Consider the following 25569-nt stretch of genomic DNA (forward strand, 5'->3'; position numbering starts at 1 on the left):
TGCCCTCATCGGCGCACCCTACCTCGCAGACCTGCTCTGGAAGGCGCTAACCAAACTGGAGGAACGCGGCCTGAAGACCGACCACGTCCCGGAGGAGGATCTCACGGACGTCCTGGACCTGCGGCCGCACCAACTGCACGCCGTCCTCGCCGAGCGGGCGTCACAGCGTTCCGGCAGCGCGCGGCTTGTCCCCCTCCTCGCCTGCCTCGATCTCGACCTCGCGGAGCAACTGCGGCAACACACCGAGGACTTCTCCGACCGCGCCGCCCTCCTCACCTGGCTCACCGACCGGATCGGCGCACCGAACGCGGAACAGCTCGTGCGGTTGCTGGAGGACGACGACCGGGAACGGCAACTGAGCGCCATATCCGTGTCTCTTGTCGACGCCAACCGCGCATGGCGCGCTCTGGGCCTCCCGGAGATCGACAACAGGGACCGGCATGAACGGCATTTCGCGGCATGGCTTCAGCGGAACCGTCCCGCGCTCGCCGAGCGGATCAGGGACGCCTATAGGGACGTCCACCGGTCCGGACGGTCCCTGGCCGGGTACGTGAAGCTGCGCGACCTCTCCCTACTGGCGCCGGACCCGGCCTGGCACACGACGCTGTGGCATCTCTCCGACGAACTCCTCCAAGCCCACGCGGACGCCTGGCTGATGAAACAGCTTCCCGCACCCTCCTCGACGTCACGCCCGCTGAGGCCGCTGGCCGAGGTACGCGAGGCATCCAGCACAGCGGTGCACAAGCAGGTACCGCGGCTGCGGCAACTAATCGAGGAATGGGAGCACTTCCATGCCGCAAGTCGCCCCACGGTGCTGCCCCCGGCCCAGGACATCCTGCGGGAACTGGACGGCGACGGCCTGCTGGACTTCGAAGTCTTGTCCGTGAAGGCGTTGACCGCTTGGCTTAGCCTTGATCCACCGAGCAATAGCCGGTTCAGGGCTTGGACATGTAGACGCGGGTGCCCTCTGAGCTGGGATGATGGGACTTCCTACGGTTCCACATCCACAGAGCAAGAGAACACCCGCGAGATGCAATCTTCCCATGCCGCGTCGGCGGTGTCCGCCGCGTTCGACGACACGAATCTGGTCGCGTATGCCGGGCTGGTCCCGGTGATGCGGCTGGCCGAGCGGTGCGGGCTTGCCCGTCTGGCGGCGGAGAAGGTGAAGCTGACCGGGGCGAAGAACAGCGCGGGTGCCGCAGCGGACGCCAAGGTCACCAGCATCGTGGCCGGCATGGTCGCAGGCGCGGACAGCATCGACGACCTGGACGTCCTGCGGCACGGTGCGATGCCGACCCTGTTTGGCGGCATCCGTGCCCCGTCCACGCTCGGCACGTTCCTGCGCGCGTTCACCCACGGTCACGCACTCCAGCTCCACGCTGTGCACCGCAGATTCCTGGCCGCACTGGCCACGCACACCCCATTGCTGCCCGGTTCCGGCGAGAAGGCGTTCATCGATGTCGACTCCACCCACAAGCGGGTCTACGGACGCGCCAAACAGGGCGCCGAGTACGGCCGGTTCAAGGGCGTCCGCACCCTGCACCCCCTGCTCGCCACGATCTGCACCCCCCGCTCCCGCCCGGTGATCGCCGGGGTCCGGATGCGCCGCGGCAAGTCCGCCGACTCCCGCGGCGCCCCGAAGTTCGTCAGTGAAGCCCTGGCCACCGCCGCCGAGGCCGGCTGCACCGGCATGCGCATCCTGCGCGCGGACTCGCAGTTCTACAACGCCGGTGTGATCGCCGCCTGCCGCCGGGCCGGATCCCACTTCTCGATCACCACCGGCATGAACCCCTCCATCAAACGGGCCGTCCACAGCATCCCCGACCAGGCATGGCAGCAGATCACCTATCCCACCGCCGTGCCCGACCCCGAAACCGGCGAGCTCATCTCGGACGCCGAAGTCGCCGAGATACCCGCCTACACCGCGTTCGCCAGCCGCAAGAAGGCGGAGCAGGTCACGGCCCGGCTGATCGTGCGCCGGGTCCGTGACCTGGCCAAGCCCGCCGTCGTGGGTGAGCAGGGCGAACTGTTCCCGGTCTGGCGCTACCACCCGTTCATCACCGACAACCCCGCCCAGACCCTGCAAGCCGAGCGGGAACACCGCCACCATGCCGTTGTCGAACAAGTCATCGCGGACAGCAAGGCCTCAGCCCTGGCCCACCTGCCCTCCGGACACTTCAACGCCAACGCGGCCTGGCTCACCCTGTGGGCCGTGACCTACAACCTGCTGCGGGCCACCGGCGCACTGACCTCCGCCTTCCACGCCAAGGCCACCACCGCCACCCTCCGCGCCCACCTGGTCCACGTCCCCGCCAGGATCGCCCGCTCAGCGCGACGCATCACCCTGCACCTGCCCCACAACTGGCCCTGGCAGCACGCCTGGACACACCTCTTCGACACCGTCCACGGACCAGCCGGCTGACACGAACCGCCCCTGCCCACCCCGCCCGCCAGGGCCCAACCGGAACCGAACACGTGGAAACGCTGGGCAGACCAGCAGCTACACGCTGCCCAAGCCCAACGACCATCCCGAAACGGGCTCAGGATCAGTCAGAAGACCACTTTCAGACCACGTCGGTGGATCAAGGCTTAGGGCTCGCGGTCACTGGCCCCAAGACATGCCTCTGTCGGACCGGCGCGCGGACCTCGGACTGGCCGCGACACGTCCCCTGGAGCCCGCGGGGAGCACCGGCGGAGCCACGGGCGGGTGCGGACCCGGTGGGTCCGCACCCGGCCCCCATGTAATGCTGAACGGCAGGCCCGTGTCGGCCCGGCCCGACGACCTGGCGGCGCTCGCCCGCGAGGTGGCCGCAGACCTCACGCCTAAGCAGCGGGCCACCTCGGCTACGTCCGCCACGGCGCTCGCGCCCCGCATTCCGCAGCCACGCACCTCCTCGTCGTCCGGTGCAAGGTCGCACAGCGGTTCGTACCAGGTCCCCGCGAGCGACCAAGACCGGACATTGGCCGTGGGCCTTGCGGGGGAGGCGGCGGTGGCCGCGTGGCTGCAAGAGCAGTTCGGGGTCGAACCACAGGACTCATGGAAGTCCGGCCTGCGAGTCCACGGGCTCGCCGGCGCGCAGCCGGGGGACGACCGGCTCGGCTACGACTTCCTCATCCACGACGGCGACGCGACCTACCTCTACGAGGTCAAGGCATCCACCGGCCACAGCGGCGAGATCATCCTCGGCGAATCCGAGGTTCGACGCGCTTCTCGCCTGAAGCCGGACGAGACGTACTTCATCGTGTACGTCTCTCACGTCCTCGACCGCGACCGCCGCAACATCACCGTCCTGCCCAACCCATTCGGCGCCCCCGACCTCGCTGGCTACGAACTGGTCAGCACCCAGCTGAGGCTCCGATTCAACCTCGGCTGAATCAACAAGTGCGCGCCCGGCTGGCCGTGGGACGACGGAGGTGGCCCGCTCCATCCAGGCGTGCCCGCCTTCGGTCTACTTTGCCGCCGAGTTCCTCGAACACCTCGTAGTGCAGAGCCTTCCTTCCTGGCCGGCTCGAGCCGCGGATCCTTGGGGCGCGCGTGTGGCCCGGTGCCCTTCGCGAACAAGAACAGCGCCATCAGCCGTCCGGGCCTGCTCTCCAAGTCCGGCCGTCGCTCGCTCCACACACGTTCCACAATGGCCGGGACGGCGAGGGAATGGCCCCGTAGCGTTGCCGCGTCCAGCCCTCGTGGCACTATGCCCCGGTCCTCCCAGTCGATCCTGTAGAACTCCGGGCCGGTCACGTTCGCCCACGTCAGGTCGGCATGGGCCGGCCGCCACTCCTCCACCGTCGTGTCGGTCACCTCGGGAAAGACCTCCTGGTCCCTTGGGGCCGATGGGGGTGCAAGCATGCGAATTCAGTGGAGAGCAGCGCCTGCTCCGAGCTGTCGAGGCGGAAAGTCCACCGAATCCAGACATCTGCCGTTCCGCTGGGGCAGATGCTTCGGAGCGGGCATGGCGTCGGGAATGACAGCGGTGCGTGCGGCTCGCTGCTGGGCTCGGCTCTCGTGCACCCTAAGCCTGAGTACATTGACAGAGTCAACGCGTAGGCTTCGGTCGCCGGCTGCGCCATGCCTCGGGTGCATCGTTGCCTGCCATATCCAGCTAGACCATCCCTGAAACGAGAGACCATGGAGCAGCACGATGAACCGGTCACGCTCAGCCTTGCAGGGATCGCGCGGCTTGCCGGAGTCGGTCGTGCCGCCGTGAGTAACTGGAGGCGGCGGCACAGCGACTTCCCCAAGCCGGTCGGCGGCACTGACGCCAGCCCCATGTTCTCCCTGGCGGATGCGGAATCCTGGCTTCTACGACACGGCAAGATCGACGAGTCCTCCAGTGGCTGGGACCGTCTCTGGCCGCGGATCGAGGACCTCGGTGACCGGGGCGGGATGGCTCATCTACTGGCCTCGGCGGGGGAGCGCCTGGCGATCCCGGCGATGAACCCGCCGCGCGGAGCCCCGGAACCCAGCGCTGCCGACCGGAAGCTGGCGGACGAGGTCGTGCGGCTGGCCCTTCGTCAGTCGTCGAAGGAAGCCTTCGCCGTGCTGCTGGATCGTTGGCACGCCGTCCACGTACGTCAGTTGATCGTCACTCCCCGCCAACTGGCCGACACCATGGTGGCTCTGGCGGCCGAACTCCGTGACGACACTGCGCCGGTGCGTCGGGTGCTGGACCCTGCGTGCGGAATGGGTTCGCTCCTGGCTGCGTCCGGTCGGCGATGGTCGGGGCAGGTACCTCCGCCTGCGCTGGCAGGTGTCGACAACGATGTTGCTGTGGCTCGCCTGACCCGAGCCAGACTGGCTCTGGAGTTCCCGGGCTGCGAGCGTCACGTGCAGTCTGGGGACACACTGCTTGATGCCCCCCTGCGGCACGCCTCTCGCGCAGACGTGGTTCTGAGCTATCCACCGTCCAACGAGCGTTCCTGGGGGCACGACGAACTGGCGACCGATCCTCGCTGGACGTATGGCACGCCACCACGGACCGAGCCTGAGCTGGCGTGGGTGCAGCACTGTCTGTCCGTGCTGGAACCTGGGGGAGTAGCAGTGCTGGTCCTACCACCGGGTGTCGCTTCGCGCCGGGCCGGACGGCGAATTCGGGCGGGGTTGGTACGCACCGGAGCCGTGCGAGCCGTAGTCGCGCTGCCGCCCGGGAGCGCGCCGCCGCATGGGGTGGGATTGCATCTGTGGCTGCTGGCGACGCCCCGTGAACATTCCGCGGATGAGGTGACCTTCGTCGACGCTGCGGACTGCCGGACGACCGCGATCACCGGTCGCGGCATGGCCGTCGACTGGGACGGTCTGCGTGAGCGCACCGTGGCGGCCCTGCGTGGCAGTGACCTACTTGGCGTCACACGGGTGCCGACCGCGGAACTGCTTAGTGACGGGACCGACCTGACGCCCTCTCGCCGTACCGTGACCGAGCGGTCCGTGGGGCCGGTGGAACTGCGCCGCGCCTGGACCGGCTGGGACAGGGCCCTGATGGATATGGACGATGCGGCCAAGGCAGTACGCGAACACGAGGCGAGTGCCGCAGCGCCGGACGACTTCAGCTACATCTTCGTAGGTGATCTGGAGCGTTCCGGTGCTCTCGAGGTGATGCCCGGCAAGGTTCTCGCTGACGATCTGATCCAGCAGGGAGAGCAGGCCGAGGATGCTCTGCCCGTCATCACCCCATGGGCCGTACGGGGTGAGGAGCCATGGGTTGCCGCGGCGCAGGCCACCGAGTTGGAGGCTGAGGGACAGGGGGTTCTGACGTCCTTCGGCGATGTCGTGGTCGTGACCGCGGCCGGCGGATTCGACGTCTGGGTCGAGACGGCCGGACCGCGACTGCTCGGTGCCCACACCGTCCGGCTGCGGACCGACCCTGCGCTGCTCGACCCGTTCTTCCTCGCCGCGTGTCTGAGCGCGCCAGGCAACGACCAGCGGGCAGGGACGCGTGCCTCCTCTTCCTCTCGCGTCGACGTGCGCCGACTCCGCGTCCTGCGCGCGCCGGCGACGCAGCAGCGGCGGATCGGGGAGGTCCACCGCCGACTCGTCCGGTTCCGGGAGGCGGTGGCCGACCTGGGCAGGCACGGTGATGCGCTCTCAGCCATGTTGTCGGGGCTGCTGGCCCAGGGCAGGCTGACGGAGGAGTGAGGGGCCGGGCCCAGGCAGAGGCAGGGCCCCGGTTTCCGCGGAGTTCCTCAAGCTGGCCCTGGCAGGCGATCCAGCAGCTTGCGGATTGCCTCGGGCAGCGCCGGGGACACTTCACCTTGCCTCGCGTCCAGAACAAGTTCCTTCACTTCGACTCCTACTTCTCGGCAGAATTCCACGGTCTGGCGGGATGGTCCTGGCCCGGGCCAGAACGCGAGTTCCTCGGCCAGCTCCAGCCAAGTGTCGGCCACCGCCTGGACCGGGCTCCCTTCCGCGGTCATCACCTGGACCGCGACGAGCCGTGCCCGTGCTCGCAGTTCACCGGCATCCGTGCCGGCCGATGCGTCCGCGAGCCGCCTGGCGACATCCCGGCAGATGCGGCCCGCGGAGGCAGTCTCTCCGCGCAGCATCTGAGCACGGGCCACGACGAGGCGCGCGCTTTGCACTTCGCGGACCGCCCCAGGGAGGCACTGCTCGGCGCGCAGCAGCATGGCGGTCAACTCGTCGACGGCCTTGTCCGGTTCGCCGCGTTCGATTTCGATCTCGGCCTCGGCGCACAGATTTCGGAGCGCGGACCGGGTGGGACCGCCGACGGGTCGGCGATGCACCCGAGGGCGGCGCGGACCCGTCGGCGCTGCTTCCGAGAGCGGGGCCGCAGCGGTCCCCGGGGTGCGATGGGGCAGGGTCGGGTCCGGGTCGAGGGCGGGGCGTGGAGAGGAGTCGCCCGGCGAGGGCAGCAGGGGCCGCCAGATCTCAAGTGCCAGTTCCAGAGGCGGCCGATCGGCGGGCGACTTGGCGAGCATACGGTCCGTGATGTCCACGATCTCGGACGGCAGGCCGGGGACGTCGTCGCTGAGCAGCGGCGGCCGCTCCTCGCAGTGCAGGCGGGCCAAGTCGTAGTCGGAGTGGCCGGCCTCGAAGACCAGCCGTCCAGTTACCATCTGGAACGCGATGCAGGCGACACTGTAGAGGTCGGCCTCCGGGCCCGGGTTCCGTTCGCCGCGGTGGATCTCCGGAGCCATGTAGCCGATCGTGCCGGGCGTCCGTCCGTTGGTGTACCGGGTGGCCGCCGGATCTTTCGGCAGGGCGATGCCGAAGTCGGTGAGGTATACGACGCCGTCGCGTCGGGCCAGCAGGATGTTGGCTGGCTTGACGTCCCGGTGTACCACGCCCGCGCCGTGCACCCGACCGAGCACTTCCAGCAGCGGGACGATCACACACGCCGCAGCCGACAGGGTGGGTCGGTTCCGGGTGAGAAAAGCATGCAGGTCATCGCCGTCGACGTACTCTGTGACGAGGTACGGGCGCGGCGGGGAGAGATCGGCGTGGACGAAGGCTGGCACGCCCCGGCCACCGAAGCGTTGGTGCATTTCGCACTCGCGGTCGAAACGCCGTAGCTCTTGTGGGGTGGGAGTCCGGTACCCGCGCAGGGTGGCCTCCGGATCTCGAGGCCACAGGAACTTCACCGCGACCGCCCGCTCGGCATGCCTGTCGTCGGTCGCCCGATAGACGACCCCCATGCCACCCCATGCGCCTTCGCCGGCGCGGCTGAATCTGCCCGCGAGCTTCTTCCCCGCCGGCCATGGCTCCACCACACACACTCCCTGCCTCTCCTGGCGAACCGTCAGACAGCAAGCTACAGGAGATTCTTGCGTGCCTTGACTTTGTTCACAGAGCTCTGTCACGGTGATGCCCTCACCGTCGAGACTGCAAGGAGTCGGCACCGTGCAGCCCTGGGACAACCCTCCCGGTACGGTCGGCGTCGGGCGCCTGGCCCGCATCCCGGTCCGTCATCTGCGCGACGAGGAGCCCGGTTGTCCGATGAACCGTGCTCTCAGTGTCCGCCGCGACGTGTTCGCTGCGGAACGGGTTTCGTCCAAGACTCCACGCGAGGAGTTCCCGTTCGCGCTCGTGCAGGAACTGCTCGATCAACTGGAGTCCGGCGCGGCGCAGAGCATCGAAGAGGCCATGGAGCGGTGTCGCCGGACGCGCTCCCGGTGCCTGCCGCAGCACGTGACCTGGTCGGCGGCGGCCGCGGAGCGTTACCTCGACGCCCGCCGCAGGGACCAGGAAAGCCGCGACAGCGCCGACGTTCCGCGCACGTTCCGCGCCCCGGACGCATGGATCGCGTTTCGCACGCTTGAGGAGCCCGACGAGCGCGGCATCACCGACTACGAGCGCACTGTCTGGGGGAGGCAGTACGTCTCGGACGACGCGACGCTGCGCGAACTCGTGATTCCCACCAAAGGAGATGCCAAAGAGCGACTCCCGCTGCCCGAACTCGCCGCTGTCGCCTCTGTCCTGTATTACGGGACTCCGGCTCGCATCCCATCCTTCGAGCATCACTCCCCAGCTCTCAGGCACCCGGCGCCGCCGCCGCGGCCAGAACGCGTCCGGGTCTACTCCGCCGGCCTTACCGAAGGCCGGGTCCGTCTTCTGCGCACAACGGAGACCGACGCCTTCGCGGACTGGACCGCTGAAGAGATCATGGACTTGCACGAGCAGCACGTCGTGCCCCGGCTCGGCCGTGTCCTCGACGGCCGCGATCGCGTCGCCGGTGCCCACTGCGCAGGTTGCAAGGTGTTACCCGAGTGCCCCGTCGTACCGCGGGCGCCCGATCTCCTCGTGCTCCCACCTCCCACGCGGCCTCGCAAGCGGCGCACGGTATCGGTCAGCGACCTGAGAGCACACCGCGACTGTCCCGCCCGCTACCACCTGACCCGCGTACTCAAGCTGCCGGCCTCCGTTCAGGAGAACGAGGCCGTGCGCAGAGGCCGGGCCGTCGACGGCTGGCTCAACGCCCGGCACACCTCGGCGGACGCCTCGCCGTGCCGCGAGGTGCCCCTACCCGCACACCTGCCCGGCCTCACGGACGATGAGCTGGCCCCCGCCCTCGGCATGCTCCGGGCCCACCAGGCCAGGTGCCCGCTCGACAATCCGGCGGCGACGCGGTTCCGCCCGCAGCATCGAGTGATGGCCCACGACCCGCAGTCCGACGTCGTGGTCATCGCCTCGTGCGATCTGGTCTACGAGGAACGCGGCGGCGTCGTCGTCCGCGAGACCAAGACCAGCGCGTTTCCACCAGGCGGCCGGTCCGTTCTGCTGGAGAAGCATCCGCAGCTCGCCCTCTCGTTACTGCTTCTGGCGGGCGGCGTGCTCGGCGGCGATTCGCGACGATCCCGCGTGGAACTGGAGATCCTGCGCCCGGACGGGGTGTCCCTTGAAGAGTTCGATCCGGGCGATGAGGCCACGGTCGAGCACGCCCGTACCGTCCTTGCCTCGTACACCGTGCCTTGGTCCGCCGAGACCCGCTACGACGCGGTGCCCCGGCCCGGTTACGACTGCACAGGCTGCGAGGCGCTGTCCTGGTGTGCCACTGGTAAAGAGCGCGTGGCTGCCGCAGGTTGAGGGAATTTCCGTTGTTTCCGTCATGTCGCTCGTCGCACCACCTGGAGTGGAAACCGTGCCTGCGAGTCCCCTTGCCACCTTCGATTCGTCCGCCGAAACGCTCGATGCCTGGGCTGCCCATGACGGCGTGCCGCTGCTGGCCACCGTGGCCCGGGCCCTGTGTGTCCTGGACCACACCACTGGGTTGGACGCCTTCTGTCTTCCGTACCCTCCCGTCGTCCAACTCGCCCTGGACCGGGCGGTTGTCGCCTGGCTGCGCGGCGGACTCCGGCCACCCGCCTCACTCGCCGAACTCGTCCAGCGGTGTGCTGACATCCCGTTGGAGGACTGGCCGCTGTCACTGCCGTCGGACGCCGTCGGCCCCGACGACGTTCTGCTAGACCCGTACTCGCATCGCCCCACCCAGTTGTGCCATGAGTGGAGCGAATGGGAACATTCGGCGCCCGACCCGGCTGTGCGGCATCGCGACCAGCAGGTGATGCGGACCGCTCTGGACCGCTGCCGCAGCCACGGAGAGGAGGACGCATACACCGAGTTCCGCAGCCTGTTGGTGCGGCGGCCGGTGCTTACAGCCCAGGAGCTCTTCGCCTTGCACGGCGACTTCACGCTGGAGCCGGTCTGGGAGCTCATCGACCTGATCTACCCGGAGGTCCCTCTTTCCTGGAGCCGGGATGGTTGCTACGCGGTGTGCGGTCGCTGCGGAACACTGCTGACGCCGCTTGCAGGCAGAGAGTGGTGGTGCGAGCGGGATCGCTGCCGACGGCAGGGAGACCCGCCGGTCGGCCGTCTGATCGAGGCGGCTCACGCCGGCACTTTGTACCAGCTGGAGCGCCCGCTGCGCCGACACGTCACCGGGCCGGGACTGGCTGAGGTGGAATTGGAGGACCGGCTCACCGGTCTGGGCCTCGACGTCACCATGTGGCCGGGTTTCGACACCTACGACCTGCTGGTGGTCTTCCCCGACGGCCACCGCTGGGCCGTCGACGTCAAAGACTGGGCGCACCCGGCCTTCCTCGGCCGAGCCGCCCGCCCCGTGCGGCCCGAGCCTCCGTACGACGAGGCGTTCTGGGTGGTGCCTGTCTACCGGGTACGCGAGCGCCCCGGCTATCAGCAGGCGTTTCAGCGAGCTCGGCCCCCAGCGGCTGCTGCCGTACGCCTGCTCACCGACGACGAATTGATCCGGGCTGCCCGGCAGCGGCTGGCCGAGTCGCGCCGTGGCACCCGCGCCGAGAGCCAGGAGGGCACAGATGCGTGATGAGAAAGCCTGGTGCGAGGCTGTAGCGGGGGAGTTGAGGGACGAATGGCCCGAGGCCGGAGCCCCGGACGGGTTTGGCCCCGTCGAGTTGTGCCGCGTCGAGCTGGGGCTGCGGCTGCTCGAACGGCTTGCCCCTACGGCGGATGCCGTGGATGCCTATGCGCTGTTCGGCGGTTACCCGTTCGCGCAACACGCCGGGCTGGCGCAACATCCGTGGCAGCGCACGGCCCTCGCCGCCGCCCGGCACCTCCTGTGGCCGCTGCGGCGGCGCGCCTGGCGGCAGGCGCTGGACGCCTACCGGTCGGTCGCCAACAGGCTGCGGGCTTACGAGCTGCCGCCAGTCGGAACCACCGGCGGTCCCCGACCCGTGGTACCGATGGTGGCCGGGCGACGGATGGACATCTACGACCAGGCCCTCAGCCGGCTGCCGGACCTGGTCACCCGTGCCCTCAAACCGGCCCCGGCAGGGACGAGTTCCTTCCAGGAACGCCGCCGCAACGCCTCGGTTACCATTCCCGAGGAACTCGTCCGCGCCAACCCACCCGGCCACGACCTTGCCGCAGGACGGCCCGGGGGCGGCGAGCCCCTCAGCGTGTGCCGCGCCGAACTGCGAGCAACGGCCCGGTGGATGGACGAGGCCGAGCGCGAGGCGGAGGTCCCGCATCCCGGTCACTGGGAACAGCGGCTGGAGGGGGTCAGGTTCGCGCCCCGCAATGCCGCGGGAACGGACTACACCGAGGCCGACGAGGTCGAACTGGCCGGCATGGTACACCTAGCCGGCATGGTCGGCGCCGGCAAGAGCACGTTCATGATTCTGGTGGCCGTGTGGGCCGCCCGGCGCGAGATCCCGCTGCGCACCACGCTCGTCGTCGGAGACGTCGCCGAACAGCTACGGCTGTGCAGTCTCTTCGAGGCACTCGACATCGCCGTCGCGCCGGTGCTCGGCACCACGACACGCGAGCAACACGTCCAGCGGCTGCACCGGCGGCTCTCCGCCCGAGGAATCGATAACCTCCTCGACCACGACGACCCCGGCTTCGACCTGCTGAGCACCGCCTGCGCAGTGAGCGGTCTGCGCGGCGTCGACGGCGATCCGCTGCAATACCGCGACGCACCATGCACCCGGCTGCATCCCGAGCCACAGCGCGGCCCAGCGGAACCGGAATCAGTCGTCCTGGAGCAGTGGACTCCCGACCGGAGGAACACCGCACCCCGCCAGGCCCACGCCCCTGACCGCCTGCCCGGTCGCCCGCACGGTTGCCCTCTGTGGGCCGAATGCCCGCGCCACGCGGCTGCCCGCGCGCAGGTCGACGCTCTGATCTGGGTGGCCAACCCGGCCAGCCTGGTACAGAGCCAGGTGCCCGCGCAACTCAACGACGAGCGGCTGCGCCAGCTGGAACTGGCCTGTCTGCGCAGCGACCTGATTTTCGTGGACGAGGCAGACAGCGTCCAGATGGCACTGGACCGCCTCTTCACCCCCTCCGGCACGCTGGTTCGCCCCGACACCGACTCCTGGCTCGACCAGCTGAATCGTTACAAGATCGAGGAGCTGAGCAGGCGCGCCCGCCTGCCGCTGACCGACGGCCAGGTCGCCCAGTGGAACCGGGCACTGGGAACCGTCACCCTTGCCGTCGATCCGCTCTGCGCTCTGCTGATCAAGGACGAGTACCTCCGGGAGTGGGCTGATCCCGCCTACTTCAGCCCGTGGACCCTCCAACAGAGCCTGCTCGACGATCTGTTCCGCGATGTGACCCGGCGCCACCGCGAAGGCGAGCAGTACCAGGTCGAACGGGAGGCGTCCGCGGCGGCCGACATGGGTGAGGACAGCGCTGAACTCTACGAGGGCTATGACGACGTGGCGGACGAGCCGGGCCCCTCCCCGCACCTCGCGCTCTCCCCGGCCCGCCGCTTGCTCGAGGCTGCCTGGGATGCCTTCCGCGACGATCCGTTCGGAGAAGGCGACGCCCTCGACCCGCTCACCGGCGTCCTCACCGACACGGCCGACGCCCTCCTGCACCACATGGCAGCGGGCCGCACGAGGGATCGGGTGCGTGAGCTGGCCGGTCAGCTCGTCGACCGGGTGACGGAGGAAGTACGGGCCGAACAGCCTGCATTCACCACGCCCCCGCCCGAGCCGACGAAGGACTGGTGGGACGTCCTATGCCTGCGGCTCTCCTTTCTCCTGCTGCTCAGCACCCTCCACCACAGGCTGGAGCGACTCACCTTCCTATGGCCGCACGTGGAGGCCGCCCTGCGACTGGACTCCCAGGGCAGGGAGCTGGCCCGGCGCGTCCCGCTGGACTACGCCCCGCTGGTGCCCGAGGCGCCCATGGGCAACATCCTCGGCTACCAGTATCTCCCGGACGGCGAGGAACGCGACGACGCCGGCCGCCGGGGCGGCACCCTGCGCTTCTTCCGGTGTGCCGGAGTCGGGCGCGAGCTGCTGCTGAACCTGAACAGCCTCGGCGCCGACCCGGCCACTGGTCGTGGCGGCCCGCACGTCGTGTTGATGTCCGGTACCAGTTGGGCCGGCGAGTCCAGCCGCGCCCACGTCCGCGTCCCGGTGAGCCTCGTCCTCAAGCCCACCGACGTGTCCCTGGCTGCCGTGGCCCGAACCTCGTTCGCCACCCGTTTCCTCTACGACCGGGACGAGCGCCCGATGAGCCTCTCCGGCACACCGCCGCGCGACCGGCTCGCCCAGGCGGTCGCGATGGCCCGGCGGCTCGGCGAACCGGGCCCGGGCGGCTCTTCGGTGCTGGGTCAGGAGATCAGCCGTATCCCTGAGACGACGCGGCGGAGAGCGCTGATCCTTGTGGGCAGTTACCGGGAAGCCGCTGCGGTGGCCGAGGCACTGCACCGGTTCGACGCCTGGCGCGGCAAGGTGAGCGCGCTGATCCCGGATGACGAGGCCCGCGGCAGCGGCGTACCAGCCGGCACCGCCCCGGGGCAGCAGGACGAGACTCCGGCGACACTACGGCGTGGCGACGTCGCCCGCTTCGCCGACGATGACACCGCAGAAGTCTTGGTCGCTCCGCTGCTGGCCGTCGAGCGTGGCCACAACATCCTCAACGAGGAGGGCAAAGCGGCCTTCGGCACGGCTTTGTTCCTGGTCCGCCCTCACCCCCGCCCCGACGACCTCGACCTGTCCGTCTTCGCGGTCAACGATTGGCTGAGCGGCATGCTCCGCGACCAGCCGCGCCGCGACACCCTCGACGGCCCGCACACGCTCACCGAACTCATGGAGAAAGCGGGATCGCTGGACGAAGCGGCCGGAGTCCTGCGCCAACAGGGCCGCCGCGAATGGCGTCGGCTGCTCAACCGCAGGTACGCCTACAGTTCACTGCCCGCCTGGGAGAAGCGCGCCTTCGCCTGGGACCAACTCGTCACGCTCTGGCAGGTCATCGGCCGTCTGGTGCGCGGCGGAGTGCCGGCCCGGGTGGTGTTCGTCGATGCCGCCTTCTCGCCTCGCCTGGCGAGACAGCTCGCACCCGGCAGCACTGGCCAACCGTCCTCCGGGACTGATGTGCCGGGCACCGACGGCCTGCTCCACGCCCTCGCCGGCATCCTCGACCCCTACCTGACGGACGGGCCCGACATCGCCCCGCCCCACCCCGACCCGTCTGCTCGCTCTCTGGTCCGTCTCCTGTACCAGCCGTTCTACAACGCCCTCCGCACAATGACCCATCGCTGACTTCCCGACTCTGCTCGCGAGGAGCCGTCCCATGCCACCCGTCTATCGCTCCGCCCGCACCACGGCCTGGCGCCCGGCCGACGCCTTGGCCTCTCACACCGTGCCCTACCGCGTCCTGCCCTTCCCCGAGCAGTGGCGGGACGCCGTCCTGACTCTCTGCAACGCGCCCCGGGTGGCAGCGGGCAAGGAGCCGTGGAAGACAGCACCGACCTGGCGCCTGGAACAGGTCCTGCAGGCTTTCGCGCCCGACGTCCTCGCGCTGCCACGCCCCTTCTACGACCGTGACCCGGGCGCGCCAGCCCACTGGCTATGTGCGCCCGCCGACCTCCCCGACCCGCTCCCCGGCCCTGTCCTGGACACCGTGCTCAAGCACTGGCTGCGTGACTTGCGGCCCGAGCCCGAGTACCGCGGCCTGCTGAAGGAGACCATCGCAGAACTGGCCGCCCATCCGCCGCGCTGGAAGACCGTCCACCATGAACTCCTGCCGCGTGACGTCCCGACCGATGGCGGCACCGCACGTCCGTCACCGCACCAGTACAGCCTCAGCCCCGACTGGCTGGCCCGGCGGATCCTCGCGCTAGGCCCGTACCCGTACGACGGTGGGCAGCTCATCTTCCGGGCCATGCCACGTGGACCACGTGACCAGGGTGCCCAACTCGTCTCCGAACCGATCCGGTTCCCCGGGCCGGACGAGAAGCAGGACTCCTGGTGGTCGGTGACGCTGTCGATCACGCTCCAGACCGTGCCGTTCGACCCGCTGCCGCGCTTCAACCTCCGCTGGTCGGTTCGCCGCTGGGCCACTCGTACCAACGCCAAGACGGGTCGGTTGCGCCTCCCGTGGGGTGCGAGCACCACCGTCCTGCTGCGTCCGCGCAGGCCGTTCCTGCCGGGCACGCCCCGCAGCGAGCGGTTCGCCGTCGCCGCTCTGGAGCGCTACTGGGACAAGGACATGGGTGAGAAGGGTGACTTCGCCGACCGGTGGCGCGCGGGCGGCCCCGCAGCGATGCTCGCCGGACTGCCCCTGGGCGAGCCCTTCCCGGACGCCGACGCGATCCTGACCGACCCCGCGTCCTGGCTGCGCGACGATGCCCGAGCCGGCATTCTGTACCGCACCGCTATGGGGCGGCACGACGTAGGCCCCGGCTTCATGGCACACCAGCTCTCACAGCTCACAGCCTGGGCGGAAGGCGCCCTCACGTCCGAACTGCGCCGCGCCCCGGACCTCGCGCTGATCGATCGAGGCACGCCCGCGAACATCCCCAAGGGCGACAAGGAGACGGTCGAAGCGGAACGGTGCGCTCAGCGCCGGCTGGCGACGGCCTACGCGCTGGACGCTCTCGACGGCGTAGCGCGCCAGGGCGGCGCTCCCGTGCTTGAGGCACGGCTGCTGTGGCAGTCGCCGCGGCTGCGCGACGCCGCTTTGGCCTCCCTCGGTGAGCTTCTGGGCCTTAAGGGCGACGGCGGGTCCTTCACCGCACAGCAGTACGACGACGCCACGGCCGGCGCGCCGGTCGTGCACGAGTGGTCCGCTCCGGAGCTGACCGTGCGGGTCCGCTGCATGCGCCCGCTCGTCGCGCTCAGTGACCGTACTGCCGACAGCCTCCTTGCCCCGCTCGACCTGCCCACCGGCACCCATATCAAGGACGTCCAGGTGACCGCCGCGACAGTGGCCCGCCGCGACAGCGCCGCACAGTGGCTGGCTGCGGAACGCACTACCGAAGCGCCGGCCCTCGCCCTGGTAGAGATCGGCCGCGCCGCGTCATATCCAAGCAGACTGCACGACCCGAAGTTCGCCATGCGACTCGGCTGTGGCAAGGCAGGCTTCGTCACACAGTTCACCACGGTGCCCGAAGCAGGCGGCGAGAACGGCAAGGGCGCGGAAACAGCGTCCAGCCTGCGGCACCGCACGCTAAGTGCCTGGAACGACGGCCTGCGGCAGCTCGGCGCGCGCACCCTCCCCCGGCTCGCCGAGGACGACGGACTGCCCGACGGACTGCGGCATGCCGCACTGTGGATGGTCCGTAAGAACCGTACGACCCGGAATCGCTGGGCCGCGTACCTCCCGGTCGGCGTCATGATCACCCCCGATCCGGCCGGCACCGACGCGGCCCGTGTCGAAGGCTGGGACCCCGAGGCGCGCTCCGGCGCAGGCGCCTGGGTCCCCTACCCCGAACTCCTGCTGAGGCTGACGACAAAAGCTGAGGTCAAGCCCGTTCTGCCCAGCCAGCGCGGCTCACAGGACGACGAGGCCGACACCTCGGAGGTGCAGACGGAAAGTGGGACCGAGCGCCCGAAACGCTACCAAGAACGTGAACGGCAGCGCCGTGAGGCCGCCGAGTGGCTTCAGGGTCTGCGTGCCTCCCTACGCACCGCACCAACCGTCCTGTTCGCCGAGGCCCACAACGCCCGCTCGCACTGGACCTGGCTCCAGGACGGCCGGATCGAACGGGATCGCCTGCAGGACGGCCTCGCTCCCGCTCGTCGCCTCGACCCCGACCTGCGGATGGTCCGGGTCCGCGCAGGCGCCCGGAACGAAACTCCGCAGTGGTGGGGGAGAGCCCCGGAGGGCAAGGCGAACGGCATCCAGCAGGGCTTGTGGGTGCCAGAGGATGCCGCTGAAGACGCCCGCGTGTTCTTCAGTACGACGGCCAAGCCCGTGCAGTTCAAGCACGCGGCGGTGACCGCCGACAAGCTCTCGCCCCGGCCGATCGCTCAGGGCAAGCGCAAGGGTGAACCCACCATCGACACCGGCCAGGCGGCCTGGATGCCGGGGCTGCTGGAGATCGCCGTCGTCGGTTGCCATCGGGACGACGGCGACGACCCTAGGTCCCTCGCGCTTCTCACCCATATTCTGCGCCAGCCCTCGGACTACGACCAGGCGCTTGCCCTGCCCCTGCCACTTCACCTGGCCGGCCTGGCACAGGAGTACGTACTGCCGACACCGAAGGACGACGAGGCGGAAACGGGAGACGCAGGGGCCACGGTCCAATCCGACGCTTCAGACGATTTGGATGACGCGCAGGACGCATCGCCGGTGGAACAGCCTGTGCCGAACTTGGAGTTGGAGGCACTCGACGTCGACACTGAAGGGCAGCTGCAACTGTTCGAAATGTAGGTCTGGCCGTATTCGGTGGTGACGGTGGGTAGCCATCACCGATCATGACCGTTCAGTCGCTGTGCCATACGGCCGGTGGCCGCCGCGCCCAGGGCCGCGGCCACGCGAGTCCGGCACTCGCACGGCCGCGCCCGCAGCAGGCCCGCGGCCACGCTCACGCAGTATCCGCCCTCACAGACCAGATTTTGCTGGGTAGGGTGATCCGTGTTGCCGCGGGGCTCGGCACCGAGTCAGGAGCGGGGGTGGGGACGGGTGTCGATACCCGCACTGCAGGCCATGGAGCGCGCCCGGGCCGCCGGAGGCCGCCTTGTGGACTTCACTCAGCGGGAGAGCCGCGGCATCGGACAGGTGTGCCCGTGGGACTTGGTGGTAACCATCGGGCCGGAGCCCGAGGACCTTGATGCGGCAGCCTGGATCATCGCCGACGAGATCATGCGGGCCCGTACCGACCTGGACGACCTCGCATACCGGCTCTGGCGCGACAGCGCCCTGGCCGGCACCCCCGCTGACCGGCCCCGATCGCGCCCACGTCCTGCTCTACGCCGGCCCGGTATTCGAGGCCAACGACACCACCGGCATTACTGGCTACGTAGGCGAGTGGCTCTGGTATCTCTCCACCCGCGACCTTCCCCCCGAGCCGGGGCGCAGCGTAGAGATCCTGGACCCGCCCTCATCGACGGTGACGGACAGCGGGCCGGACGGGCTGGTGATCCACCGAGTGCCCGGCAGCGAGCTGGGGTTCGTCTTCCGGTTGTGGGAGATGAAGAAATTCACCGCGGAAAAGACGAAGCCGAGCGACACGATCCGCAAGGCATGGCAGCAGTTGAACACTTGGGGGGCGCGGTACCTGGGTCAGATCTCGTGGGGAGGCCGGGAGCTGGCCCCCGACACCCGGGAGTTCGTTGCCTCAATAGCTCGGCAATGGGTGGACGCGAAGGTGTCGGGGAACGGCGGGGTCAGCATCGCTCTCGACGCCGAATACATCCCGGACACGGCCTTCGAGCGCTCGCACCAGCACTTCACCACCCACACCCACCCGGGCGCGCTGCAGGGCGTAGTGGTGGCGATCGAGGATCTTGAAGACTTCGCGAAGGACGTGAGGAGGTACGTGTGGAGCGCACTCTAGACCTGGAGGTACTCGCGTCCGCGCTCGGCGAGCACCGGGCGGGCGGGGTGCTGCCCAGCGCACCGGACCTGCTGGCGGCGATGACCGAGCTAGAGGTCGCGGCCTTCCGCGGTGAGCGGGAGATCGAGGACGAGACCCTCGCCACGGCGTGGTACCTGCACGGGCTCGCGGCGCTCGCCCCGGAGACTCCTGGCTACGACGCGGTGCAGGTGCGGCGAGCCTTCGCCACAAGCGCGCACCTGATGGACCTCGCCCTGGGCGACGAACGCAGACCCGAGGCTGAGCGGCTCCAGATCGCCTTCGCCGCCCAAGCCGGATACCGGCGCAGCGAGCAGGACCCGAACGCCACCGCCGTCTACCGGCAGGTCCACGCTCTCGTTGACATCACCGGTGAACTGCGCGGGCACATCGGCACCCTGTCGGTAGAGGCCGGCGTCATCTTTCTCGGCTTCGACCGCCCGGAGCTGGGCCGGGCGCTGCGTGCGTGGAGGCGGCAGCTGCGTGGGGTGAGGGCAATGATGCGCCGCGAGTCCCTGGCGGGGACCATGTACGGGCCCGCAGAGGCCGTTGTGGAGGCCGTCTTCCACCTGTACCAGTTCCTGGCAGTGGGCGAGGAACGGGATCTGTTGGCGGCGCAGCGGCTGCTGCGGGACGTGATGACGCAGGCGGCCGGCCGGGGCGATCGGCTCGCGCGGTGGGTTGCCGCGCATCTGTACCAGCTGAGCGGGGAGATGGCGGCCAGCAGCCTGTACCAACTGCTCCCCCCGGGCACTCCCCGGGCAGTGTCGCGGAGCTTCGCACTGTCGGAGCCGCCAGTGATGACGCTCTGGCCGCCGCAGCGCCAGCTCCTGATGCTCAAGCGCGGCAATCCGCTCGACCCGGCGACGTCTCGAAGCCTGATCAGTGTGCCGACCAGCGCGGGCAAGACGCTGATGGCGCAGCTGGTGATCTGCTCGCACCTGGCGCAGCGCCCCGGGCGCGTGGTGTACGTGTCGCCGATGCGCAGCCTGGGGCGGGAGATGCGCGGGACACTGCGGGGCCGGCTGCGGGTGCTCGGGCGGCGCCTGGCTGCAGAGCAACCGGATTTTCCGCTGGGCACCTGGACCTCCTCGGCCCAGCCGGACGGCGGGGACGTGGAGATCGTCACCCCGGAGCGGCTCATGCACATGATCCGCAACCACCCCGGCGAAGCACTGGCGGAGGTCGGGCTGGTCGTCGTCGACGAGGCCCACCACCTGGGCCAGGGGCGGCGCGGCTTCGTGCTGGAGAGCCTGCTCACGCTGCTGCAGGCTCGCAGGGACATCCGACTCGTGCTGCTGTCCGCGGCGGTCGGCAATAAGGGCGACATCGCCTCGTGGCTCGACCCGGAGCGCCCCGAACGGGAGGTCTACTTCACCGACACCTGGCGGGGCCCGCGCCGGATGCACGGGCTCATGTATCCGAACCTCATGGCGGAGCAGGCCGAGTTGACGGAGCGGCGACCGACGGCAAAGCATGCCTCGCCGGTGCTCGCCACCGTGCCCGTCGAGACCCTCCTCGATGTCCGGCCGACCGCCTCGTCCGCCATCGCCCGACTGACTACCGGAGAGGTGGGCACGCGGCGCTTCGCCGGCTCCGCAGGCCGGTGGAACGCGCGGACCCGTCTGCCAGGCGGGATCGCCGACTACCAGGTCTTCGCCGCTGGCGCCGCGGAACTCACTGCGGTCGGCAGCGTGCTGATGGTCGTCGGCACCCGGCGGGCAGCCCGTGACGCGGCACTCGCCATCGCCGAGTGCCTGCCCGAGCGGCCCGAAGCCGAGGCTCTGACCGACTACCTCGCCGACACGCTCGGCACGGAACACCCGCTAGTGCGCTGCACCCGGCACGGCGTCGCCTACCACCACGGCGCCCTGCCCGAGGATGTCCTGCACGCCGTCGAGGGCGCGCTGCGTCGCAACGAGCTCCTGGCGATCGCCAGCACCAGCACCCTCACCGACGGCGTCAACCTGCCCGTGCGCACGGTCATTATCCACCACAAGGTCGACGGCGACCCGCTCACCTACGACGGCCAGCGCACCCTGTCCCCCGCCGAGCTCCTCAACGCCATCGGCCGCGCGGGGCGGGCTGGTCGGGAGAGCGAGGGGTGGATCTTCCTGACCCGCCCCTACCCGCCCCGCCCCGACGAGTTCGACTCCCTCAACCCCGACCCGGAGCAGTTGCGCGTCGTTTCCGCACTGCTGACCGACGAGGCCCTGACCGCACTCGCTGACGCCGAGGACACCCTGCGACAGGACGCTGACGGAGTCTTCGCGCTGGCGGATGGTATCGCCGCAGACTTCGCCTCGTTTGTCTGGCTCGTCCTGCAGCTCCACGCTTCCTCGCCGACGCCGCAGGGCAATCCCATCGACGCCCTGGACGCACTGTTCGCCCTGTCCCAGAGAGGCAACGGCCGGCAAACCAGCCGGTGGCTCACCCTCGCGGACAAGGTTGCCACCGTGTTCGAGACCACCGACCCGGCCCAGGCTGGCCGGTGGGCCGCCACCGGCACCAGCCTGGGGTCGGCCCGCTACCTCGACTGGCTCGCGAACCAGTTGGCCGTGCTGCTCGACCGGCACACGGTGGACGACGCCATCGGAGGCGACCGGCTCGCCGAACCGGAGGAATGGTCGCTTCAACGCACCCTCGACTTCCTCACCGAGCACCAGGTCTTCGACCGTCTACTCGACCACGTCCCGGAGGTCACCAAGACCTGGAGCTTTAAGGACAAGGAGACACGGGGCACACAGATGGACGTCCCGATCGCCCCCGCGCTCCGCGAGTGGATCTCCGGCACCACGATCCCCGACCTCGCCCGTTCCTGGCAGCCCGGCGTCGCTGCCGGGTGGGCGCTCGAACAGGCGGTACGCAACATCAGCACCGCCTTCGGGCACGCCCTGAGCTGGACCGTCGGCGCCCTCATCAACCTGGTCAACACCAGTCCCGTGCTCTCTCCCGGCGCACCCAGGCTCAACACGCACACCGCCTGGCACATCCGCCACGGCGTCGACACCGAGCAGGCCCTGACCCTGCTCACCTCCGGCATCACCTCCCGACGCATCGCCCACCTCCTCGGCCGCGATGCCGCCCGCCTGGGGCACCGGTCGGCCGGCCTGCGGCAGTGGACCGCCCAGCACCACATCGACGGCTGGACACGGCAGTACGAGGCGAACGACTACGAGGTCCAGGACCTCCTCGACTACGTCCGAACCCCCTCCGACCCGATCAACCAGCTCCTCGACAACCGCGCCGCCACCACCCCGCTAACTCGGCTGGCAGCAGGGACACCCGACGGCCCGGTCAGCGTCGCACGGCCTAGCGAGCGCCACCCGACCATCCGCGTCGGCCGCGACCGTCGCCGGGTGGCGACTGTGCCCGCCGACCGCCACCTCGATGTCCTCGCGATGCTCGACAGCGGCCTCGACCTCAACCACCGCCTCCACAACGGTCAGCTCATCACCACCCGGCGCGCCCGGTAGCTTTCGCCGAGCAGGTCGAGGAACTGAGCGAAGACAGCACAACCAGTGGTCAGCAGATCAGAGGCTGGGCCGACGCGGTGACGACCCACCAGCGGGTGCTGCGACGCAGCGGAGCCCCGATGGTTCGCACTCCTGTGCGAGGGAGGGCCTTTGTCAGAGGTCGTCCGTAGCATGTGGGTTACCTGGAGGAGGTGTTGTGGCCGTACCTGTCGCGCAGCAACGCAAGTTGACCCAGCGTTCCGGCAATATCTGCGCCTTTCCCGGATGCGGCTTACTGCTGACGGCTCAGGGGACGCCGGAAGACCCCGTTGTGGTGCTTGGCGAGATGGCCCACATCGTGGCGGAGAGCCCGAACGGTCCGCGGGGCGATTCACCGTTGACGCCGGAGGAGCGCAATCGGTACGAGAACCTGATCTTGCTGTGCAATCAGCATCACCAGCTGATCGACTCCGAAGGTGCGCTGGCGAAGTACACGGTGGAGCGTCTGCACGCCATGAAGGAGACTCACGAACAGCGGATCGAGCGCAGGCTTGGCGGGCGTTCCAACGTGCCGACGGAGCTGCCCCCGATGGTCAACGACACCGTGTACAGCAACGTGCTGCCGGTTACGCAGATGCCGCGCTACATCTACGGAGCTCCTTGCTCTGTCGGCCGGGAGAACGAGGTCCGGCCAGCCGCGGCATCTGCTGGGACGATGACGCCGTTCATCCTGCGTGAGGGGCGGTTGTGGGCATTCCAGGACTTGCGGGACACCAGCAACCCGTTCGTCGACGTGGTGGCGTGCACGGAGACCGAGCGCTTCTCCACCAAGGAGTGGTGGACGGATCCCGACAGGCTGGGGTGGTACGTCGCGCTGCTGAACCGGTCGCTGAACAAACTCACCGGACGTCTCGGACTGCGGCTCGACCACGACCACCACCGCTACTACTTCGAACCGGAGGCTGCTGGCGTTGAACGCTCCGTGCCATACCGGCCGTTGAATGCCAGCAGGGCGACCCGGAGCGTCGTATGGCAGCCCAAGAAGCGAGCGACCGGGGAGGCTCGCAACTATTGGCTTCACCGTGCTGTTTCGCTGCGCTTCTTCCTCATCGGTGACAACCAGTGGTGCCTGAGCGTCAGACCCGAGTTGCGTGTCACCTCCGACGGCTTCGAGTCCATACAGGCCAAGTACATCGGGCGGCAGGTGACCCGGAAGAAGTCCCGCCTCTTCAACCACGACCTCCTGGGCGAAGTGCAGTTCTGGCGGGACTTCCTCGGCAGGAGCACTCCGCGGATTTTCTTCCCCTTCGGCACGGACAGGCAGAATTTGATCGTCTCGACATCGCTGAGTAGCGGACAGGTGCGCTGGCCGGGCATTCCCCCCGAGCACGACATGCCCTTCAAGAATGTCGACTACGTGGACGACCTCTTCACCTGGGCCGAGGCGGAGGGTCTGAGCGAGGACGATGATGCCGCCGACGAAGACGACGACGCGGAGGAAACGCTGCGATGACGGCACGCCCTGCTCCACCGAGGATCTCGCCCGCCGGCTCCCCGTCGCTCATCGCTAGCACCTACTTTCCCGAACCGCTGCTGCAGTTCGCCGACGACGGCCTGCACATTGACCCCAAGGCCGGCATCGCACGCTACGGGCCGCGTTCCTGGACGGCATCGGGCCGCCATCCCACCCGGCTGCGCGTGGGGCTGATCGGTACCGCCGAGCTCGTCGAGGCGGCCCGTACCTGGATGAGCAGTCGCGCCGAGGGCGTACGCGGGGATCTGAACAACCCGGAGTTCCCTGGGTGGATGCCCGACCGCGGGTTCTTCTCGTCGCTGGAGTTCGACGACGCGTGGAATGAAGAACTGGGGCAGACCGAACTGCGGCAGGTACTGGAGATCAAGTCGCAGAAGGACCGCTTCCACGCTGCCTTGACCCTGTTCGAGGCCAAGTTCCGGCAGTTGGCAGAGCGTGACAGCGTCCCCGACTACGTCGTGATCGCGCTGTCCGACCAGATCGTGACGCGCTGCGGCACGGCCGACTACACCGGCAAAGAGACCGGCGCGGTCCATCGCGACCTGCGCCGGGCTCTCAAGGCGAGCGCCATGAAGTTCCGCATACCAACGCAGATCGTCCGAGCGCCCGCGCTCGACGGGCGCGACAGGACACCGCCCTCCCGCATCGCCTGGAACTTCTTCACCGCGATGTACTGCAAGGCGGGAGGCTATCCGTGGAGTCCGTACGGCCTTACGCCTGGGACCTGCTACGTCGGCATCGGCTTCTATCGGCCACTGGGTAGCGCGGATGCGACGATGCAGACCAGCCTCGTGCAGGTGTTTGACGAGCGAGGGGAAGGACTGGTTCTCCGGGGACACGAATTCGAGTGGGATCCGAACAAGACCGGGAGTCGTTCGCCTCACCTGACGGCTGACGGCGCGCACCAGCTGATGGCCCTGGTACTCGACCGGTACGAGGCAGCCATGAAGCAGACCCCGGCTCGCATCGTGGTCCACAAGACCTCGCGCTACTGGCCGGACGAACGTGACGGCTTCCGCGCGGCGATCGAGTCCCGTGTGCGGCGCTACGACCTGATGGCGCTTGAGGTGCAGAGCCGGGTACGTCTCATCACCACATCGAAGTACCCGCCGCTGCGCGGAACCCGTTTCACTTTCGGTGACTTGGACTACCTGTACACGACGGGCTACATATCCGCGCTCAACGAGTTCCACGGGATGCACGTTCCGGCGCCGCTCCAGGTCGCAGACCATGTCGGACAGGATTCTTCGCGAGATGCTCTGCTGAAGGAAGTCCTCGCGCTCACGAAGCTCAATTGGAACTCGGCCGCATTGGGCGGACTCCTGCCGATCACGATCAAGTTCTCCGGGCTGGTCGGCGAGATCATGAGGGAGATCCCCGCAGACCGGGAGCCACTGCCTCAGTTCAAGTTCTATATCTGAATGCACGAGGTGCCGGCCTCGGGCAACGCCCCCTTCTCGTCAGCTCCCTGCCGGCGAAACGGCTGTACGACCTGCGGCACTCGGCGCTGTCCACCTGGCTGTACGTTGGCGCGACCCGCCCGAGGTCCCCTGAGGGCGTCGAAACAGCGGTGAGGTTCTCCTGTCCCTGGACGCTTTGTCTTATGACCGGCGCGGCTCAGCGGTACTGCTCGGTCTCCACGAAGCCCGCGTCCGCGTCGAAGGCGGCGGCGGGCGGGTTGAATCCGGGCGGGCTGTCCTTCAGGGCCAGGCCCATCCCGGGGAGCTTTTCCATGACCTCGGCGATGGACTTCGCACCGAAGTTGCGGACGTCCGGGAGGTAAGCCTCGGAGCGCTGAACCAGTCGATCGGGCCTCCGGCACACGTTCTTCACGTGCCTC

General features: G+C 69.1%; 12 protein-coding genes and 2 pseudogenes. 11 read left to right on the forward strand and 3 right to left on the reverse strand.

The genetic code is table 11. The features are described from left to right. The first annotated feature begins 1030 nt into the window (after positions 1 to 1030). Positions 1031 to 2422, forward strand: a complete 1392-nt coding sequence (locus ABD858_RS37030; protein WP_345034278.1) for an IS1380 family transposase — start codon at positions 1031 to 1033, stop codon at positions 2420 to 2422. Between the two features lie 322 nt (positions 2423 to 2744). Then, the gene (locus ABD858_RS33835; RefSeq protein ID WP_345033736.1) at positions 2745 to 3374 is read left to right on the forward strand and encodes a protein NO VEIN domain-containing protein; all 630 of its coding nucleotides are present in this window, start codon (positions 2745 to 2747) and stop codon (positions 3372 to 3374) included. 122 nt (positions 3375 to 3496) lie between these two features. Here the strand turns inward: ABD858_RS33835 and ABD858_RS33840 are convergent. After that, positions 3497 to 3808, reverse strand: a pseudogene (locus tag ABD858_RS33840) (hypothetical protein); the annotation flags it as partial. Positions 3809 to 4126: 318 nt separating this feature from the next. Here ABD858_RS33840 and ABD858_RS33845 point away from each other — a divergent pair. Continuing rightward, the gene (locus ABD858_RS33845; protein WP_345033735.1) at positions 4127 to 6130 is read left to right on the forward strand and encodes an N-6 DNA methylase; all 2004 of its coding nucleotides are present in this window, start codon (positions 4127 to 4129) and stop codon (positions 6128 to 6130) included. A 47-nt stretch (positions 6131 to 6177) separates the two neighbouring features. On the opposite strand, the gene ABD858_RS33850 is transcribed toward ABD858_RS33845, so the two are convergent. Further along, positions 6178 to 7722 carry a serine/threonine-protein kinase gene (locus ABD858_RS33850; RefSeq protein ID WP_345033733.1) on the reverse strand — a complete coding sequence of 515 codons (1545 nt, stop codon included), beginning with the start codon at positions 7720 to 7722 and terminating at the stop codon, positions 6178 to 6180. Positions 7723 to 7852: 130 nt separating this feature from the next. On the opposite strand from ABD858_RS33850, the gene ABD858_RS33855 reads away from it, so the two are divergent. The 8 genes from ABD858_RS33855 (at position 7853) to ABD858_RS33890 (ending at position 25150) form a co-directional block, all read left to right on the forward strand. Further along, positions 7853 to 9535 (forward strand): PD-(D/E)XK nuclease family protein, encoded by a 1683-nt coding sequence (locus ABD858_RS33855; protein WP_345033732.1) that lies wholly within the window; start codon positions 7853 to 7855, stop codon positions 9533 to 9535. Between the two features lie 55 nt (positions 9536 to 9590). Continuing rightward, entirely contained in the window at positions 9591 to 10790 is a 1200-nt protein-coding gene (locus ABD858_RS33860; RefSeq protein ID WP_345033731.1) for a restriction endonuclease-related protein, read from the forward strand. After that, entirely contained in the window at positions 10783 to 14481 is a 3699-nt protein-coding gene (locus ABD858_RS33865) for a pPIWI_RE_Z domain-containing protein (protein WP_345033730.1), read from the forward strand. The genes ABD858_RS33860 and ABD858_RS33865 overlap by 8 nt, the downstream gene beginning before the upstream one ends. Positions 14482 to 14512: 31 nt before the next feature. After that, positions 14513 to 17596 carry a pPIWI_RE module domain-containing protein gene (locus ABD858_RS33870; RefSeq protein ID WP_345033729.1) on the forward strand — a complete coding sequence of 1028 codons (3084 nt, stop codon included), beginning with the start codon at positions 14513 to 14515 and terminating at the stop codon, positions 17594 to 17596. A 400-nt stretch (positions 17597 to 17996) separates the two neighbouring features. Further along, the gene (locus ABD858_RS33875; RefSeq protein WP_345044168.1) at positions 17997 to 18722 is read left to right on the forward strand and encodes a hypothetical protein; all 726 of its coding nucleotides are present in this window, start codon (positions 17997 to 17999) and stop codon (positions 18720 to 18722) included. Next, on the forward strand, positions 18707 to 22216 hold the full coding sequence (locus ABD858_RS33880; protein ID WP_345033727.1) for a DEAD/DEAH box helicase: 3510 nt from the start codon (positions 18707 to 18709) through the stop codon (positions 22214 to 22216). Before ABD858_RS33875 ends, ABD858_RS33880 begins: the two co-directional genes overlap by 16 nt. 196 nt (positions 22217 to 22412) lie before the next feature. Next, positions 22413 to 23708, forward strand: coding sequence for an HNH endonuclease (locus tag ABD858_RS33885; RefSeq protein WP_345033725.1), 1296 nt, complete (start codon positions 22413 to 22415; stop codon positions 23706 to 23708). Between the two features lie 185 nt (positions 23709 to 23893). Continuing rightward, positions 23894 to 25150, forward strand: coding sequence for an argonaute/piwi family protein (locus ABD858_RS33890; protein WP_345033724.1), 1257 nt, complete (start codon positions 23894 to 23896; stop codon positions 25148 to 25150). Between the two features lie 196 nt (positions 25151 to 25346). Here the strand turns inward: ABD858_RS33890 and ABD858_RS33895 are convergent. After that, positions 25347 to 25532, reverse strand: a pseudogene (locus ABD858_RS33895) (DNA-directed RNA polymerase subunit alpha); the annotation flags it as partial. Positions 25533 to 25569: the final 37 nt, after the last annotated feature.

Origin of the sequence: Streptomyces sannanensis (assembly GCF_039536205.1) — a bacterium.
In the GTDB taxonomy this organism is placed as follows: domain Bacteria; phylum Actinomycetota; class Actinomycetes; order Streptomycetales; family Streptomycetaceae; genus Streptomyces; species Streptomyces sannanensis.

Coding starts and splice junctions, on each gene's coding strand:
- ABD858_RS37030 (WP_345034278.1), top strand. CDS start 1,031: ATGCAATCTTCCCATGCCGCGTCGGCGGTGTCCGCCGCGTTCGACGAC.
- ABD858_RS33835 (WP_345033736.1), top strand. CDS start 2,745: ATGCTGAACGGCAGGCCCGTGTCGGCCCGGCCCGACGACCTGGCGGCG.
- ABD858_RS33845 (WP_345033735.1), top strand. CDS start 4,127: ATGGAGCAGCACGATGAACCGGTCACGCTCAGCCTTGCAGGGATCGCG.
- ABD858_RS33865 (WP_345033730.1), top strand. CDS start 10,783: ATGCGTGATGAGAAAGCCTGGTGCGAGGCTGTAGCGGGGGAGTTGAGG.
- ABD858_RS33870 (WP_345033729.1), top strand. CDS start 14,513: ATGCCACCCGTCTATCGCTCCGCCCGCACCACGGCCTGGCGCCCGGCC.
- ABD858_RS33875 (WP_345044168.1), top strand. CDS start 17,997: ATGCGGCAGCCTGGATCATCGCCGACGAGATCATGCGGGCCCGTACCG.